The following is a 17,917-nucleotide window of genomic DNA, read 5'->3' as shown; positions in this document are numbered from 1 at the left end:
ACGGCCGGTCATGCCGCCCTGCGATTGAGCAATCGGCCGAGTGGTGCGTTGGGTTGGGCGAGGGCCGCCCCGAGCAGCGCGACGAGATACTCCATCCACTGGCCGACCGTAGCGCGGTCGAGCAGCTCGCTCTTGTAGTTGCATGAACCGGTGATTCCCGTCGGCCGCTCCTTGAGCATCAGCGACAGCCAGGTCTGGTCGATCGGCAGCACCGGCTGGCCTTCGCGGGCGATGTTGCCGATCGATCCTGTCGTGAGATCAGGCAAATCGAGCGGCTGGCGCAGCGGATTTTGCAGGGTGAAATAGACCTGGAGCAGCGAGGCTGGATTGACCCCCTCCTGCTCCAGATGGTCGGCCAGGATGTTGAACGGCAGCTCCTGGCGCGCATGCGCGTCAAGCACGCTCTGGCGGACCCGGACCACGGCCTGCACGAACGACAGCTCCGGCGTGATTTTGGTGCGAACGATCACCGTGTTCTCGAACGGACCGACGATCCGGTCGGTGTCCGGCTGGGCGCGATTGGCCATGGCGGTGGCGATCGAGATGTCGTGGCGGCCGGTCCGCGCCAGCAGCACGGCTTTCAAGCCGGTCAGCAGACACATGAACAGCGTGCAATTGTGCTGGCCGGCGAAAGCCGCGAGCCGGCCGATCAGCTCACGATCCAGGCTGACGAGATGGTGCCCCCTGGACGGGCCCGGACTTGATCCGCCCTCGAAGAGGGGAGGCGCCCCGCGCAAATTCTCCGTCCAGTCGGCCGCCTGATGGCGGGCGGCATCGGTGCCGCACCACCAGCGCTGCCAGCGCGCTACATCCGAAAAGGCCGGCGGCGGTTTCGGCAGCGGCACCGATGGGTATCCGGCCAGCGCCGCATAACGGTTGGATAATTCCTCGAACAGCACGCCGATCGACCAGCCATCCACGACGGCGTGGTGCAGCGTCAGCAGCAAGACGTGATCGTCATCGTGGAGCCGCAACAGCCGGGCGCGCAGCAGCGGCGCGCGCGTGGTGTCGATCGGGACATAGGTCTCCTGTTCGATCAGGAGATCGATCTTGCGGAGCTCCAGCGCCTTGCGCCGCTTGTTGTTGTGGGGCTGACCGTCGCCGATCGTCTCGACACTCATGACACGGCCGAGGGCGCCGGGCGCGGCGACGTGGCTGACGGGCTCCCCGCCGCTCCAGCCGAAATGGGTCCGCAGCGATTCGTGCCGGCGCACGATGTCGTCGATCGTCTGCGCCAGGGCGGCCAGATTGAGCGGCCCCTGGAGACGGAAGGCGAAAGGCAGGTTGAACAGCGGCAAACCCGAAAGATTCTGCTCGATCCGCAGCATTTGGTCCTGCGCGATCGAGAGCGTGGGAGGGCTGCCTTCGGCCAGGCTCGCTGTAGCCAGCCTTGCGAAACTTGCGGCCGGCTTGCGCGGCTTTGCCGCCACGGCCTCGTCGACCCGCCGGGCAAGCTCGTCGATCGTCGGTGCCTCGAAGATGGTCTTGATCGGCAGCGACACGCCGAGCGCCCGAGCGATGCGCGCCATCGCCTGGCCCGCCAGCAGCGAATGACCGCCGAGGTCGAAGAAATTATCGGTGACGCCGAGGCTCTCGATCTTCAGCAGGTCGATCCAGATGTCGGACAGCACCTTTTCGGTGAAGCGCCGCGCCGGCACGGCCGCATCCGGTCCGGACGTTTCCTGCTGCGCCGGCGCCAGCAGCGCGGTGCGGTCGATCTTGCCATGGGCATTGAGCGGCACCTGATCCAGGAACAGGAACGCGGAGGGGATGGCATGGCCCGGCAGCCGGCTCTGCAGGAAGTCGCGCAGCTCGCTGGCGCTGCTCCGGCTGCCCGATCTTGCGACGATATGGGCAATCAGCCTGACATCGCCGGTTGCTTCGCGGCGCGGCTCGACGATGCCGGCGCGCACACTGGGATGGTCGGCAAGCGCGTTCTCGATCTCCTTGAGCTCGATACGGTAGCCGCGAACCTTGACCTGATGGTCGGCGCGACCGAGGCATTCGATCGTTCCGTCGGCGCGGCGGCGGGCGAGATCGCCGGTCCGGTACAGCCGGCTGCTTGCTTTGCGCGAGAACGGATCGGGCAGGAAGCGCTGCCGGTTCTGCGCGGGGTCGTTGACATAGCCGCGGCCTACACCGGCGCCACCGATGCAGAGCTCGCCGGTCACGCCGACCGGCTGCGGCTGCAGGCTTGCGTCGAGCACGTAGAGCTGGGTATTCGGCAGCGGCGCGCCGACCGGGACGTTGCCCGTCCGGGTCGTCGGTGCCCTGGTCAGGCGATGCAGCGAGACGTCGTCGGAACATTCCGAGGCACCATAGGCGTTGATCAGCGGCACTTTCGGACAGCGGGCGAACCAGGCCTTGCAGAGATCGACGGGCAGCGGTTCGCCCGTCGAGATCAGAAGGCGCAGCCTCGCAAAGGCGCGTCGGACCTGTGCCTCGTCCATGCGATCGAGGATCACACGCAGCAGCGATGGGACGATCTCGAGCACCGTGATGCCCTCGCGCTCGATCTCGCGCGCGAGCAAAATCGGGTCCTGCACGATCGCGGTACCGCACACATGGACCCGCGCACCGACCATGGGCCCCGCGAGGAACTGCCACACCGAGATGACAAAACTCTGCGGCGCGGTCTGCGCGATCACGTCCCGGGACGTGAGTTTCAGCTCGGAGATGAGCGAGGCCAGATGGTTCGAAAGCCCGCGCTGCTCGATCATGACGCCCTTCGGCGCGCCGGATGACCCGGAAGTGTAGATGAGATAGGCAAGGCTCGAAGCCGCGCGCCGCGTTGCACGGGCCGGCTTGGTCGACGCCGGCGCGATCGCGTCCTCGAGCTCGGCCACCTGAAGGCGCTCGACCAGCGGTTCGAGCAGCCCCTCCGCCATGGACGACTGCGACCGTCCGGTCAGCAGCATGCGGGCGCCGCTCGATCCGAGGATGGTTGCGAGCCGTGCCGGCGGCTGGTCGGGATCGAGATTGAGGAAGGCGGCGCCCACGCGTTGCACGGCGATCATCGCGGCGAGCAGGTCGGCCCCGCGATCTGCAAGCAAGGCGACCACGGTCTCGGCGCCGACGCCTTCGAGGGTGAGCCAGCGCGCGACCGCCTGGCTGCGGCGCGCCAGCTCGCGGTAGCTCACGGATGTGCGGCCGTCCGACACGGCGATCGCGTTCGGCGTCTTCTTGACCTGGCGGTCGAAACCTTCGCTCAAATTGCCGCGCGTGGCGAAATCGGCCGGCACGCCCCGGCCCTGCGCCAGCAGCTGCCGGCGTTCGGTCTCGCTCAGGAGTGGCAGGTGCGAGATGCGCTGCTCCGGATCGGCGATGACGGATTTGAGCAGGGTTCTGAACTGAGCGGCCATGCCCTCGATCGTCGCCGCGTCGAACAGATCGGTGGCGTATTCGAAGAAGCCGGTGAAACGGCCGTCGGCCTCGACCAGTTCGAGCGTGATGTCGAATCGCGCCACTTGTGGATCGATCTCGATCCGCCGCGTCGACAGACCGGAGAATCGTGCCGCCTCAATCGAGGCGTTCTGGAGGATGAACATGATCCGGAACAGCGGATTGCCGTCGCTCCTTCGCGCGATCTGAAGCGCGCGCAGGACCTCTTCGATCGGGAGGTCCTGGTTGCGATAGGCATCGAGCGTGACCTGCCGGACCCGGCGCAACATGTCGCCGAAGCTCGGATCGCCGCCGAAATCATTGCGCAGGATCAGGCTGTTGGCGAACAGTCCGATCAGGCGCTCGCTCTCGATCTGGTTGCGGTTGGCGATCAGCGATCCCGTCGCGACATCCTCGTGTCCGGTGTGACGGAACAGCAGGCACTGGAACATTGCGAGCAGGGTCATGAAGGGCGTGACGCCCTGGTTCTGGCTCAGCGCACGCAAGTCGGCCGACAGAGTCTTGGAGAATTCGAGATAGTGACGGGCACCGTGGCCGCTCCAGACCTCCGGCCTTGGCCGGTCGGTCCGCAGCGGCAGCGTGGTGACGCCGTCCAGTTGCGTCCGCCAGTAATCGAGCTGCTCCTTGGCCGCCGGCGTCTTGGCCCAGCTCTGCTGCCAGAGCGCAAAGTCGCGGTACTGGAAGGCGGGCGCAGGCAGTGTTGCCACGTCGTTCTTGCGCGCTGCCGAATAATGGGCGGCGAGTTCTTCCCAGAACAGTCGCTGCGACCAGCCGTCGGTGACGAGATGATGGACGTTGACCACGAGCGCGTGGCTGCTCTTGTCGAACGAGAGCAGCGTGACCTTCAGCGGCGCCTCGTGCGCAAGGTCGAACGGATGTTGCGCGAGCCGGAGCGCTTCGCGCCTGACAACAGCGGCCCGCTTGTCCGCCGGGCAGGGCTTGAGCTTGATCCGCTCGAACTGCGGCGGCGATTGCAGCACAAGCTGCACCGGCTCGCCCTCGCGTTCGATGATGACCGACCGCAACGCCTCATGGCGGGCAGAGACCGCGGCAAGGCTCGCAGAAAGTGCGGCGACATCGAGCCCACCCTTGAGGAGCGCGACTTCGACGACGTTATAATTGTAGCGCGTGGGGTCGAGCCGCGAGAGCACGTACATCCGCTGCTGCTGGAACGACAGCGGCGCGTCTGCTTCCCCGGCCTGGCGCCAGGCCGGCAGCATCGTTTCGCGATGGGTTGCAGCGGTCTCGATCCGGGCCGCAAGCGCGGCGGGCGTGGCGCAATCGAAAACGTCCTCGAACGAGAAATCGACATTGAAGCGTTCGCGCAGGCGCGAGCGCATCTGCGTCACCGCGAGCGAGTCCGCACCCAGCGCAAAGACGTCCTGATCGCCCCCGACCTGTGGCAGCTCCAGCAAATTGGCCCAGATCCCGGCGAGCTCAGTCTCCAGCGCGTTGCGCGGCAGACGGGCCTCCTCCTCCTCGCCGCCGCCCATTGTTGCGATCAGCTCGGCCAGCGCATTGCGCTTGACCTTGCCGCTGGCGCCTTTCGGCAGCGTCGCCACGCTACGGATCAGGCTCGGCACCTTGTAGGCCGCAAGCCGTTTCCGGGCGAACTGGCGCAACTGGTCCGAGGTCGCCTCGGAATTCGGCCGCAGCACCACGATTGCGGCGACGTTCTCGCCGAGCTTCGGGTGCGGGACGGCAAACACGCCGGCCTCCAGCACCGCCGGATGGCTGAGCAGGACATCTTCGACCTCCAGGGGCGAGATCTTCTGCCCGCCGCGGTTGATGACGTCCTTGATACGGCCGACGATGAAGAGATAGCCGTCGGCGTCGAGATAGCCGAGATCGCCGGTCCGGAACCAACCGTTGCGGAATGCGGCCTGCGTCGCCGCCTCGTCATTATAGTAGCCGTGGCTCATATTGGGTCCGCGCAGCATGATCTCGCCGTGCTCGCCGCTGGCGAGCGCGCGGCCGGTCTCGTCCATGATGGCGATCTCGGGGCCCGCGGCGCGGCCGACCGATCCGACCTTGCGCAGCTCGAACGGGTTGGCCGCGATCTGCGAGGCCGCCTCAGTCATGCCGTAGGTTTCGAGCACGGGAACGCCGAACGTCGCCTCCAGTCCGTCGAGGATCGCAGGCGCAAGCGACGCCGAGGCGGAGCGGATCACGCGCAGCGAGGACGATCGGGCAAGATCCGGGTCGGCCTCCGCCGCCGTCAGCAGCGCGCGATGGATGGTCGGCACGGCCGTGTACCAGGTCGGTTGCAGCTGCCGCATCCAGCCGAAGAAGGAGGCTGCGTCGAAATCCTCGGTACAGATCACGCTGGAGCCCGCGGCCAGCGCCGTTAGCAGGCCGGAGATCAAACCATGGGCGTGAAACAGTGGCAGGACGTTGAGCAGACGATCGTGGGACGCAAGCGACAGCACGTGGCCGGCATTGTAGGCGGAGAGACATACGTTGCGATGCGTCAGCGGCACCATCTTCGGCCGCGCCGCGGTGCCCGAGGTCAGCAGGATGAACGCGTCGTCGTCGCCGCGCGAGGCGCCGCTGCTGCTCGCCGGTCCAACAGCCGGCCCGACGAACGTGCAGCCGCCGAGATCGTCTTGCGCCCCCGGCACGAAATCGATCATGGCAATATCGAGCGCCTTGGCGACATCGCGGGCCGCCGAGTTCGTGTCGGCCCGGGTGACGAGCGCCGTCAGCTTCAATTCGCTGAAATAGCGTTGCAGCTCGTCCGCCGTCAGATCGGGATTGACGGGGACGCAAGCGCAGCTCGAGGCGACCGCGATCAGGGCCAGTGCGCTGTCGGCACCGCGCGGCAGCGCAACCGCAATGCGGTCGGCAGGGGCGATGCCAAACCCGCGCAGCGTGCGGACGAGATCCTGCGTCCGCGCGCCAATCCCGCCGTAGTTGAGGACCGGCCGGCCGGGGGCGAGGAGGGCGGGGGCCGCCGGCGTCTTGCGGGCATGGAAATCGAGAAGACCGCCGATATCCGCGAATATCTCCGTTTCGGCCGTCGTGCCGGCCAATTCCTGCGGCGCTGGGCGTGTGGCGTCCGACAATTCCGTTCCCTTTTGATCCGATTGGGCTATTCTTCCAAGAAGTTAGGGAACGCGTCCAGTCTGAGGTGAAGTTTTGGCCCCAAAATCTGTGGTTGCGGGGCCCTAAGCCCTTCGACGGAGTGATTGGTCGGGCGGAATCACCATGCTGGAGAATGAGCCGGGCACGGGAGCGGAAGGCGGGCTGAAGCGCTGGCTCGAGGGTATCGGTCTTAGCCACTATACCGATCTCTTCGCGCAGCACCGTCTCGATCTCGACGTCATGGGAGACCTGACCGAATCCGATCTCGTCGAGCTTGGATTGCCGCTCGGCGATCGGAAGCGGCTCCAGCGAGCCATGACCGCGTTGTTCCGGGCCGAAACCGCTGAAAAGCCCGACGCCACGGCGCGCCCGCAAGTCCGGACGGAGGTCGGCGCCGAGCGGCGTCAGCTCACCACCATGTTCTGCGACATGGTGGATTCCACCTCGCTTTCGGTGCAGTTCGATCCGGAAGACGTGCGCGACATGATCGCGAGCTTCCGCGAAACCTGTGTCCGCGTGGTGAAGCATTACGAAGGTTTTGCCGCCCGCTTCGTCGGGGACGGTATTTTGGTCTATTTCGGCTATCCGACCGCACATGAGGACGACGCCGAGCGCGCCGTGCGAGCGGGGCTGGAAATCGTCCGGGTGCTGTCGACCGCCCGCGCGATCGAGCCACGTGGTGCGCTCAGCCACTCACCCGCCGTCCGCATCGGCATCGCGACCGGTCTCGTCGTGGTTGGGGACCTCGTCGGACAGGGCACCGAAGAGCGCGACTCCGCGGTCGGAGAAACCGTCAATCTCGCCGCGCGGCTGCAAAGTCTGGCGCCGCCCAACGGCGTGGTGATTTCCACGTCGACCCAGTCGCTGCTGAAGGGGAAGTTCGACTACCGCGATCTCGGCGTCCACGCGCTGAAGGGCATCTCGGAGAAGGCCCAGGCTTGGCACGTGATGCGCGCCTCGCGGGTGGAGACCCGCTTCGCCGCCGCGATGGGCACGCGGCTGACCCCGCTCGTCAACCGCGAGGAGGAGATTGCGCTGCTGATGGGGCGCTGGCAGCAGGCCAAGGAGGGCGAGGGCCAGGTCGTGGTCAAGTTCGGCGAGCCCGGCATCGGCAAGTCGCGCATCATCCAGGAAATCTTCGAACGGATCGCCGGTGACCGCCATGGACAGGTCTCGTTCCAGTGCTCGCCCTATTACACCTCCACGGCGTTCTATCCGTTCGCCGAGCAGCTCAAATACTCTCTCGGTCTCGATCGCGAGGATGCGTCCGTGCAGTCGCTGGCGAGCCTGGAGACCGCGATCGCTGCCGCTCATGGCGACATCGAGCAGGTTGCGCCGCTGCTTGCCGCGCTGTTGTCCATTCCGACCGGTGACCGCTATCCGCCACTGGAGCTGTCGCCGCAGCAGCAAAAGGATGCGACCGTCGCGGCGCTGGTCAATCATTTCCTCGGCCTTGCGCGCGAGCAGCCGCTGGTGATCGCATTCGAGGATCTGCACTGGATCGACCCGACGTCCCGTGAGGTGATCGATCTCCTGGTCGATCGGGCACAGAACCGGGCAATCCTGGTCATCATCACCGCGCGCACCGAATTCCAGCCGAGCTGGAACGCCCATTCGCATATCACGACCCTGGTGCTGAGCCGGTTGAGCCGGCAGTTGCGCGCGACGCTGGTCGAGCGCGTGGCGGGACGCGAGCTTCCCAAGGAGGTCATCGAGGAGATCATCGTCAAGACCGACGGCGTGCCGCTGTTCCTGGAGGAGCTGACCAAGACGGTTCTCGAATCCAACCTCCTGACCGAACGGCACGGGCGCTACGTCCTGTCGGGCCCGTGGCGGCAGCTTGCGATCCCGGCGACGCTGACGGACTCGCTGATGGCGCGGCTGGACCGGATGGGGCCGTTCAAGCGGATCGCGCAGATCGGCGCCACTATCGGCCGCGAATTCTCCTATGAGACTCTGCACGCGGTCGCCAACACACCCGCCGAACAGATCGAGGCCGCGCTCAATCATCTGGAGGAGGCCGGACTGATCATGCGCCGCGGCCATCCGCCCGACGCGCTCTACTCCTTCAAGCACGTGATGATTCAGAACGCCGCGCATGCGAGCTTGCTGCACAGCGAGCGGCGCAAGCTGCATTCCCGGATCGCCCAGGTGCTCGCCGAGATGTATCCCGAGAAGACCGAGCGCGAACCGGAGTTGCTCGCCCATCATATGACCGAATCCGGCCAGAGCGAGAGCGCCGCCAGCTTCTGGCTCAAGGCCGGCAAGCAGGCGGCCAAGAGTGGCGCCAATCTGGAGGCGATCGGGCATCTGGGCCGCGGCCTCAGCGTCGTGCAGGCCAATGCGCGCATGCAGGGCGCCGACGAGATGGAGCTCGAACTGCGCATCGCGCTCGGCAACGCGCTGATCGCCGCCAAGGGCTATGCCGTGCAGGAGGTCGAGGAGAACTACGTTCGCGCCCTCGAACTCGGCCAGCAGCTCGACGACGACGAAAAGGCCTTCGCCGCCACGCGCGGGCTCTGGGTCTGTCATTTCATCCGCGCCGATCTGACCCGCGCGCACGATCTCAGCGTCGAGCTGTTGAAGTTCGCCAAGCGCGAGCGGCTGAACGAGGGGACACAGCCGGCGCAGCAGACCGGCTATCTGATCGAGGCGCATCGCTCGATCGCGATGACCATGCTCTATCGCGGGCGCTTTGCCGCGTCCCAGCATCATCTGCACCGCTGCATCGACCTCTACAGCCCCGACCTGCACTCCGATCTGATGGAGCGGCACGGCACCGATCCCGGCGTCGTCTCGCTGTCCTATCTCGGCTATCTGCTGTGGTTCCTCGGCCGGCCCGACGCGGCGCGCCAGCACAGCGAGCAGGCGATCGCGAACGCCGAGAAGATCCGCCACCCCTTCACGCTCGCCTTCGCGCTCGTGTTCGGCGCCTATCTCTGCCAGCATTTGCGCGATGTCGAGGGCACGCGCGACCACGCCAACCGTGCCATGATCATCGCCACCGAGCACAACTTCCTGCACTGGAAGCAGCAGGCGGCGATCCTGCGCGGCTGGGCGCTGGCGCAGCTCGGCGAGGCCGACGAAGGCCTCAGCCAGATGCGGTTCGGCCTCGACGAATACGAAGCGATGGATTCCTGGCTCGCCGGCTGCTGGTTTCGCTGCCTGCTTGCGGAGGCCTACGCCAAGGTCGGGATGCGCGATGCCGCCTTGCGCGCGCTGGACGGTGCGCTCGCGACCGCAAGACGGACCGGCGACCACTCCTACCTCGCCGAAGTCTACCGCCTGCAAGGCGAGATCACCCTGTCGGACGGGAATCCGGCCTCGGTGCAGGAGGCCGAGGACCTGTTCAACCTGTCGCTGGAGATCGCGCGCAAGCAGGGCGCGCTGTCCTGGGAGCTTCGCACCGCCGTCAGCCTCGCGCGCCTGTCGCACGAAGGCGGCAAGCGCGAGCACGCTCGTCTCCTGCTCGTACCGATCCTCGGCAAGTTCAGCGAGGGCTTCTCCACGCCGGACCTGAAACAGGCGATGCAACTGATCGACGAGCTCGGCGCGGGCGCGCTTGTTCGTGAACAGGCCGATCCCTGAGATGAGCGATCTTGCCGCCGCGCGTGCGCGTTACGTGGGGCTGATCGCAAGGCGCGAGCGGATCTCTTCAACGCGCCTGCTCGAAGCCCTCGGCACTGTTCCGCGCGAAAAGTTTCTGGCGAAGGGACCGTGGCGCATCAAGAGCGAGGCGGCGCGCAACTATCGGCTGACGCCGGATGCCGATCCCGTTCATCTCCAGGACAATGTGCTGGTCGCGATCGATGCGCGCCGCAAGCTCGACACCGGACTGCCGAGCCTGTGGGCGCACTTCATCGATTTGCTCGACGTCGGGGAAAAAGACCGTGTGGTCCAGATCGGCTGCGGGCTCGGCTATTTCTCGGCCGTGCTGTCGAAGATCGTCGGCCCGAAGGGCAGGGTGCAGGCAATCGAATGCGACGAGCGGCTTGCGGCGCGGGCCGCAACCTATCTTGGCGCCTATCGCAACGTCGCGGTCGTCCATGGCGACGGATGCGAGGACATCGGCGAGCCCGCCGACGTGATCATCGTTCATGCCGGCTTCTCGCAGCCGCATCCGCTGTGGCTTCGGTCGCTTCGTCCGCGCGGCCGCCTTCTGGTGCCGCTGACCCAGCGGGACCGCGAAGGCGCCGCGCTCAAGATCACCCGCAAGGGCAAGGGGTTCGAAGCCGAGGCGGTGCAGCAGATCCGGATCTTCCCCGGTCAGGGTCGAGGTGTGACCGCGCTCGACGATCGCGTCGCCGACTGGTGGCAGCGCGCCTCCGCGCTGGCCCCGCTGCGCTTTCGCGGCATCGAGCAGGGGCTGCCGTCGGATGGCTAATGCTTCGTTTCATTTTACCTTGATTGCGAATGTAAGTATTCAACACGCCTCGGCGCCGCTATGACTGCGGCCTGATCGCCATACGAGCGCGCGCCATGCATTCCGTTGCCCTGCTGACCGCCAGCTACGCCAAGGATATCGAGCGCTTTTCGCTGCTCAGCGAAAGCATCGACACCTGGTTGACGGGCTACACGCGGCATTATGTTCTCGTTAACGATGAGGATCTGCCGCTGTTCGCGCGGTTCGCTTCCGACAAGCGCGTCATCGTTCCGGCCTCGCGCTATTTGCCGAAATGGCTGTGGGCGCTGCCGCCGGCTCTGCAGTTCATCAGCAAACGGCGCGTCTGGCTGTCGCTGCTGTCGTCACCTGTTCATGGCTGGCACATTCAGCAGATTCTCAAGATCGCCGGCGTCCTCAACGCGCCGGAGCAGCGCGTCTGCATCCTGGATTCGGACAATCTGTTCTTCCGCGAATTCGACGTCGGCCAGTATGCCGGCGCCGAGAAGACGCCGCTGTTCGTCACGCGCAACGGGATCGACGCCGCCCACCCCTTGCATGTCCTGTGGCTCCGCACCGTCGATCAGCTCCTTGGCATCAAGGACCGGTCCTTCCCTGCGGACGACTATGTCGGCAACGCGCTGGTCTGGGACAAGGACACCGCGCGTGCGATGACTGAGGCGATCAAGTCGGCGACGGGATTGAACTGGGTTCTGGCACTGTGCCGGAAGAAGAAGTTCTCGGAATATCTCATGTACGGCCATTTCGTCGCGAACGCGCCCGCGCATCTGGCCGCCCATCGGGTCACCGAAGACAGCATCGCGGTCTCGCATTGGGACGACACGCGCCTCGACCGCCCGGCCATCGAAGCGATGATGCGCGCCGCTTCGCCCGACCAGGTGGCGCTGTGCATCCAGTCCTATTCGTCGACCTCGATCGACGACATCCGCGACGTGTTCCGTCTCAGCTCGCGCGACCGTCGCGGTCCGAGCCTTGCGCCCGATCACATAGGCGACGAGGCCGAATTCGAGGTGCCGAAGACGCGCTAGAGCCTGATCCGGAAAAGTGTGCAGCGGTTTTCCGGAAAGATCATGCTCAAAATAAAACCGCTTAAGCGTCTCTCGTGAACTTGCTGATCACGTTCATGAACGGCTTCGGCTTGAATTCGCCGTCAAGCGGCAAAGGACGGTTCGGCTGCTTGTCGGGCCGGGCAAAGGTGCCGTTGATCCAGCTGTAGCGGTCCGAGAGACCCCAGGTCAGGATCGAGCGCACCGGTCCGCTGGTCGAGATCGCGGTCAAGAGATCGTCGACGCGCTTGGCGACGATGGCATCGCGCTCTGCCGGCGTCCCCGTCAGCTTCTGGTCGTCGACATCGAGCTCGGTGACGAGCACCTCGACCCCCCAGGCGCGCAGCTCGGTGGCGAATTCCGCGAGCCCATGGGTGTCGATCTCGAGCTCGGCATGCAGATGCGATTGCAATCCCACGGCGTGCAACGGCACGCCCTGGTCGAGCAGGTCCATGATGAGATGGCGGTAGGCCGCGCGCTTCGCAATGAACGTGTCCTTTGCCGACTCGATGTCGTATTCGTTGATCGCGAGCTTGACCAAGGGATCGGCCGCGGCCGCCGTGCGGAACGCCAGCGGAATCCAGCGATTGCCCAGATGCTGCGTCCAGAACGACTCGCGGCGGTCTTTCGGGCTGCGTGGATTGTCCGGGATCGGCTCGTTGACGACATCCCACGATGTCAGCTTGTCCTTGTAATAGGAGACGACGGTGCCGATGTGGTCGATGTAGGCGCGCTCGACGCCCTTGGTATCCTTGATCTGCTTGGTCCAGTCCGGAATGTCGTGATACCAGGCGAGCGCGTGCCCGCGCATCGTCAGGTCGTTCTGCCGGGCGAAATCCAGGATCGCGTCGGCACGTTCGAAAGCAAAGGTGTGCGCGTCGGGACGCAGCATCGGCCATTTCAGCTCGAGCACCGGAACCACCTGCGTACAATAGGTGCTGATGGCTTCGCCAAGCCTGGGATCGGCTCGCAGATCCCAGAGCGTGGCCGCGGCACCAAATCCCTGATGGCGCTGGGCGAGTTTCGACGCCGGCGCTGCGGACGCCGACGCGCCCGCCGCGAGTGCTGCGGCGCTGCCGAGGAGAAATTCGCGTCTGTCGAGCCTGGTCACGGCATTCCTTATCGGAGCCAACGCGCCATCGTACCAAGCGGCGCCTTGCAACGCCGGGGTTTTCCCTCCTTGGGTTAACTTTGCCATCTCCGAATGACGGTTCCTTTCAGTGGTCGTGCCCCCACCAGGGAAGGGCAAATTTAACGCTAACCCGCGAAAGCGACTTCAAAGCCGCATTCGCCGCCCGATCTCCAGACTTATGTGACATTCTTGAGAGATGCTGCGGCGCAATTCGTTCGCCCCGCCATGGTCCAATTGATGAACGGCCGTCACACTCGCAATAACGTTGCCGGTCCCGTGCTCGCATGCTGAACCGCCATTTCTCGATTTATCTCGTCGCCTACATCCTGCCTGCGGCGGTGGGGTTCTTTGCCGTCACGGCCTACACGCGGCTGCTGACGCCGGCGGAGTACGGCGTCTATGTCGTCGGCATCAGCCTGGCCGGCATTCTGGGGGCGATCTTCTTCGCCTGGATCAAGCTGTCCGTGTCGCGCTATCAGGCGATGTCGGCCGAGGTGGATTTTCGCGGCACTGCAATGGTCGCCTTCGCGCTCACCGTTGCCGTCCTCTGCGCCACCACGCCGCTGGTCTTCCTGTTCCGCAGCGATCTCAGCGTTGGGCTGCTGCTTGCCAGCATGTTCGTTGCGATCATGGCGAATGCCGTCGATGTCGGCCAGGAGTTCGAGCGCGCCAAACTGCGCCCTTACAGATTCGCGGCGATCTCGATCGTGCGCAGCGTGTCGAGCGTCGGTTTCGGCCTGCTCGGCATCTGGCTCGGCTGGGGTGGACTGGGACTGCTCGCCGCGTTCGGCCTGGGTTCGCTCGCCGGGATCATCCTGAACCTCATTGGTGACCGCACCCGGATCGCGCGCTTTCAGCGCAGCCAGTTCGCGCAGCTCGCGCGCTACGGCCTGCCGCTGACGCTGGCCGGATTGTCGGTTGCGGTCTACTCGGCCTGCGACCGCCTCATCGTGGCTTATTTGCTCGGGAAGGACGCCGCCGGCATCTTTGGCGTCGCCGCCGATCTGCCGAGACAGTTCATGGTCATGATCGCCTCCAGCGTCGCCGCGGCGACCGTGCCACTGGTGTTCCGGTCATTGTCGGACAAAAACATCGAGACGACGCGGGAGCGGCTGACCGAGAGCCTCGAGCTTCTGCTCGTCGTGGTCGCGCCCGTCGCCGTCTGGCTTGCGCTTGCGGCCGATCAGGTCGCCGGCACGCTCGTCGGCGTCGACTTCCGCACCGGCGTATCGGTATTGCTGCCAACGCTGGTGCTCGCGCGCTTATTCGGCATCGCCAATCAATTCTACGTGCAGATCAGCTTCCAGCTTGCCGAGCGACCGTTCATGCTGGCGGCGCAGTCGTTCCTGACGCTGGTCGTGAGCGTGGCTTTGATGTTCGTGCTGGTGGCCAGCCATGGTCTCTACGGCGCGGCGCTGGCGACGCTTGCGACCGAAGCGATCGGTTTCCTCGTTGCCGTCGTCCTGATGCATCGCGCCCATCCGGTCCCGTTCGACCTCCACCGCCTGGCCGGCGTTGCCGTCTCCGCCGCAGCGATGGCGGCCGCGATTCTCGTGGCACGATCCCAGGTCAATGGGATCGGCCTCGTCCCGCTCATGGTCGTGAGCCTCGCCGGCGGGCTCGCTTATGCCGCTGCCGGCTGGTTGCTGAACGTCGCAAACGTCCGGACGCTGTCGCTGCGTTTCCTGCGAACCTTCAACCGCAAGGCGCTGGGCGTTTAAGCCGCAATATCTGACGAGGCTCGGCCTCACCGTCTGAAGCTCCGAGAGCGCCGCTTGGCTTGGCGATGGCTCGGTTCCGACCGGAAGCGCTCCAGGCGGAGGGCGTTTTTGTTGCGTCCATGGCCATAACCGTGCTTCTTGGGCCGCATGTCGGGAGCAGAGCAGATATGAGCCAAGGAATACCGGAAATCCGCGCATCGGCGCAGTTGCTTGCCCGCTATCGCGAGCCCGACAATGCGCGGGGTATCCTCGAACTGGCGATTACGGCGATACCGTTCGTCGTCATCTGGGCTCTGATCTGGGCCGCTCTTGACCAGGGTTATTGGTTTGCCCTCCTGCTGGAGGTGCCCGCGGCGGGTTTGCTGGTCCGCCTCTTCATGATCCAGCACGATTGCGGACACGGCTCTTTCTTCCGCGGCCGCCTTGCGAACGATTGGGTCGGCCGTGCCCTCGGCGTGATGACACTGACGCCATACGGCTACTGGCGGCGCAACCATGCAGGCCATCATGCGAACTCCGGCAATCTCGATCAAAGGGGCTTAGGCGACATCGACACGTTGACCACGCGGGAATTTCTCGGGCGGTCGCGATGGCGTCGGACGCTATATCGTTTGTATCGACATCCCCTGGTGATGTTTGGCGTCGGTCCCTCGTATTTGTTCATCTTGAAGCACCGATTGCCGGTCGGGATGATGGGTCGCGGCTGGAAACCCTGGCTGAGCACGATGGGCACGAACATCGCCCTCGCGGTTCTCGTCGTCACGATGATCCAGCTGGTCGGCTATGGGCCGTTCCTGCTCGTGCATCTGCCGATCATTGTTCTGGCGGCGTCGATCGGCGTCTGGCTGTTCTACGTCCAGCACCAGTTCGAGCACACGCATTGGGCCCACGACGAGACCTGGAATTTTCACGACGCTGCGCTGCACGGCAGCTCTCACTATCAATTGCCGGGCGTCCTGCGATGGTTCACGGCAAATATCGGCGTCCACCACATCCATCATTTGTCCAGTCGAATTCCCTACTATCGCTTGCAGGACGTGTTGCGCGACAATCCGCAGTTCGCTGGTGTCGGGCGGATTACGCTGCTCCAGAGTTTGCGGACCGTGCGGCTGACCTTGTGGGACGAGGAGCGGCAGCGGCTCGTCTCTTTTGGAGAGGCAGCCTTGTTTGGCAAGGGAGCCAAGCTTGTTTGAAAAGGCGGCCTTGGCCCCAGCGGTTTCGCTTACACCGCCCCCGCGCGGCCGCCGCATGGCGTGAATCCGCGCGATCGGAAGGCGATGGGCGTTCTGCGCCCGTTCAAGGTGGCTTCGCCGTCCGACGCCGGGCGCTGGCAGCCGTGTCACCGACCCCCGGTCATTCTGTCGCAGCGATAGACCGCCAGCTTCGGCCGCGCGCCGCCCTTCCGCCTGCGTCAACCGTCGTATATGAGATTTATCGCCGGAACGTGCCGAATGTCGCCACAGACGGAACGTAAGGCGGCTGCAATTTCTTAATTCAAAGATCGCAATCTGATCAATGACCGGCGGACTGGCATTTCGACCGAGGATGGCATGAGAAACCTGACGACAACGGCGCAATCTACCGTGGCGATGCGGCGTTGGGGGCCTCCCGGAATTGCGACCTTGGCGGCAATGCTCGCCTTTGCGGCTGTGGCCCCGGCCAATGCGGCCAAGCAGGCGCGTCAGTCGGTCGAGGCGGTGGCGCCGCGCGAGGCCGGCGAGCCGATCATGGCGATCGTGTCGATCAAAAGCCAGCAGGTCACCTTCTACGACGCCGAGGGCTGGATTTTCCGCGCGCCGGTGTCCACCGGCACCACGGGACGCGAGACGCCGGCCGGCGTCTTCGCCATCGTCGAGAAGGACAAGGACCACCACTCGACCATGTATGACGACGCCTGGATGCCGAACATGCAGCGCATCACCTGGAACGGCATCGCGCTGCATGGCGGGCCGCTGCCCGGCTATGCCGCTTCGCACGGCTGCGTGCGGATGCCGTTCGGCTTCGCGGAGGGCCTGTTCGACAAGACCAACATCGGGATGCGGGTGATCATCTCGCCCAACGACGCGGCCCCGATCGACATCGTTCATCCCGCGTTGTTCATGCCGAAGCGGGACGCCATTGCGGCGGCGCCAGGCCAAATCGGCAGGCTCTCCGGCGAGGCCGAGGAGGCGACAAGGGCGGCCGACGAGGCCAAGAAGGCCGCGACTTTGGCCGCGAAAGAGGCGGCATCGCTGCCGGCTTCGCTGCGCAAGCTGGAACAGCAGAAGACCCGCGCTGACGCCGAGCTCGCCTTCGCCGACAAGCAGTTCGCGGCCGCCAGGACCGATCAAGCCCGCGCCAAGGCCGAGGAGCTGAAGCAGAAGGCCGCCATCAAGGCCGCCGACGCGGCGACGCAGCTCGATGCCGCCAAGGCCGCCGCACAGCCGAAGCGCGATGCGGTCGCGGCCACGAAAGAGGCGGCCAAGGCGGCAGCAGCCAGGAAGGCCGACGCCGTGAAGGCTGCGACCGACGCAAAGCTCGCGCTCGAGCCGGTCTCGGTCTACATCAGCCGCGCGACGCAGAAGCTCTATGTGCGGCGGAACACGCACAAGCCGGCACCGGACGGCGGCGGCGAGGTGTTCGACACCAGCATCGAGGTTCCCGTCACGATCCGCAATCCGGATCAGCCGCTCGGAACGCATATCTTCACGGCGATGGCGAAGAACGACACGGGTCTGCGCTGGAGCGTGGTCACGATCGACGACGGCGACAACGCCAGGAACGCGCTCGATCGCATCACCATTCCGCAGGAGGTGCTCGATCGCATTGCGCCGACCGCGTTGCCGCGCTCCTCGATCATCATCTCGGACGAGCCGCTGAGCAGCGAGACCAACTACCGCACCGAGTTCGTCGCGGTGCTGAGCAACCAGCCCCAGGGCGGTTTCATTACGCGCAAGCCGACCGCGCCTCCGATGGCCATGGCGAGCGACGACGGCTGGGACAATGGCGGCAACGGTTTCGGCTTCTTCTTCCAGCGCGATCCGAATCCGCAGCCGGTCAATCCGCGCCGGCGCGGCCAGTATCAATATTATCAGCCGGCACAGCCGATGCAGCGGGGCTTCTGGTAGGAGGCGGGCAGATCGAAGCCCGC

Annotated in this window: 8 protein-coding genes; 6 read left to right on the top strand and 2 right to left on the bottom strand. The window is 65.4% G+C overall.

Going from position 1 to position 17,917, the window contains the following annotated elements:
- Positions 1–8 precede the first annotated feature (8 nt).
- A complete protein-coding gene (locus FXB41_RS37335) occupies positions 9–6,467 on the bottom strand; it encodes a non-ribosomal peptide synthetase (RefSeq protein ID WP_219685333.1) in 6,459 nt (2,152 codons plus the stop codon).
- A 142-nt stretch (positions 6,468–6,609) separates the two neighbouring features.
- Between FXB41_RS37335 and FXB41_RS37330 the strand changes: the two genes are divergently transcribed.
- The 3 genes from FXB41_RS37330 to FXB41_RS37320 all read left to right on the top strand — a co-directional run bounded on the left by FXB41_RS37330 (position 6,610) and on the right by FXB41_RS37320 (position 11,916).
- On the top strand, positions 6,610–10,074 hold the full coding sequence (locus FXB41_RS37330; protein ID WP_007600601.1) for an ATP-binding protein: 3,465 nt from the start codon (positions 6,610–6,612) through the stop codon (positions 10,072–10,074).
- A gap of 1 nt (position 10,075) precedes the next feature.
- Positions 10,076–10,870 (top strand): protein-L-isoaspartate O-methyltransferase family protein, encoded by a 795-nt coding sequence (locus FXB41_RS37325; protein WP_219685332.1) that lies wholly within the window; start codon positions 10,076–10,078, stop codon positions 10,868–10,870.
- A 95-nt stretch (positions 10,871–10,965) separates the two neighbouring features.
- A complete protein-coding gene (locus tag FXB41_RS37320; RefSeq protein WP_219685331.1) occupies positions 10,966–11,916 on the top strand; it encodes a DUF6492 family protein in 951 nt (316 codons plus the stop codon).
- A gap of 61 nt (positions 11,917–11,977) precedes the next feature.
- On the opposite strand, the gene FXB41_RS37315 is transcribed toward FXB41_RS37320, so the two are convergent.
- Complete coding sequence (locus tag FXB41_RS37315) at positions 11,978–13,045, bottom strand: endo-1,4-beta-xylanase (RefSeq protein ID WP_219685330.1); 1,068 nt, start codon at positions 13,043–13,045, stop codon at positions 11,978–11,980.
- Between the two features lie 305 nt (positions 13,046–13,350).
- Here FXB41_RS37315 and FXB41_RS37310 point away from each other — a divergent pair, with 305 nt between their 5' ends.
- The 3 genes from FXB41_RS37310 to FXB41_RS37300 all read left to right on the top strand — a co-directional run bounded on the left by FXB41_RS37310 (position 13,351) and on the right by FXB41_RS37300 (position 17,894).
- On the top strand, positions 13,351–14,787 hold the full coding sequence (locus FXB41_RS37310) for a lipopolysaccharide biosynthesis protein (RefSeq protein ID WP_219685329.1): 1,437 nt from the start codon (positions 13,351–13,353) through the stop codon (positions 14,785–14,787).
- A 167-nt stretch (positions 14,788–14,954) separates the two neighbouring features.
- On the top strand, positions 14,955–15,980 hold the full coding sequence (locus FXB41_RS37305) for a fatty acid desaturase (protein ID WP_219685328.1): 1,026 nt from the start codon (positions 14,955–14,957) through the stop codon (positions 15,978–15,980).
- Between the two features lie 357 nt (positions 15,981–16,337).
- Positions 16,338–17,894 carry a L,D-transpeptidase gene (locus FXB41_RS37300; RefSeq protein ID WP_219685327.1) on the top strand — a complete coding sequence of 519 codons (1,557 nt, stop codon included), beginning with the start codon at positions 16,338–16,340 and terminating at the stop codon, positions 17,892–17,894.
- Positions 17,895–17,917: the final 23 nt, after the last annotated feature.

The sequence above is a fragment of the Bradyrhizobium canariense genome, from assembly GCF_019402665.1.
Taxonomy (GTDB): Bacteria; Pseudomonadota; Alphaproteobacteria; order Rhizobiales; family Xanthobacteraceae; genus Bradyrhizobium; species Bradyrhizobium canariense.
Note: the sequence above shows the minus strand (reverse complement) of the source record. Positions and strands in the feature narration are given on the sequence as shown.

Excerpts from the sequence above, each read along its gene's own strand:
- FXB41_RS37330 (WP_007600601.1), top strand. The coding sequence starts at position 6,610 with ATGCTGGAGAATGAGCCGGGCACGGGAGCGGAAGGCGGGCTGAAGCGC.
- FXB41_RS37325 (WP_219685332.1), top strand. The coding sequence starts at position 10,076 with ATGAGCGATCTTGCCGCCGCGCGTGCGCGTTACGTGGGGCTGATCGCA.
- FXB41_RS37320 (WP_219685331.1), top strand. The coding sequence starts at position 10,966 with ATGCATTCCGTTGCCCTGCTGACCGCCAGCTACGCCAAGGATATCGAG.
- FXB41_RS37310 (WP_219685329.1), top strand. The coding sequence starts at position 13,351 with ATGCTGAACCGCCATTTCTCGATTTATCTCGTCGCCTACATCCTGCCT.
- FXB41_RS37305 (WP_219685328.1), top strand. The coding sequence starts at position 14,955 with ATGAGCCAAGGAATACCGGAAATCCGCGCATCGGCGCAGTTGCTTGCC.
- FXB41_RS37300 (WP_219685327.1), top strand. The coding sequence starts at position 16,338 with ATGAGAAACCTGACGACAACGGCGCAATCTACCGTGGCGATGCGGCGT.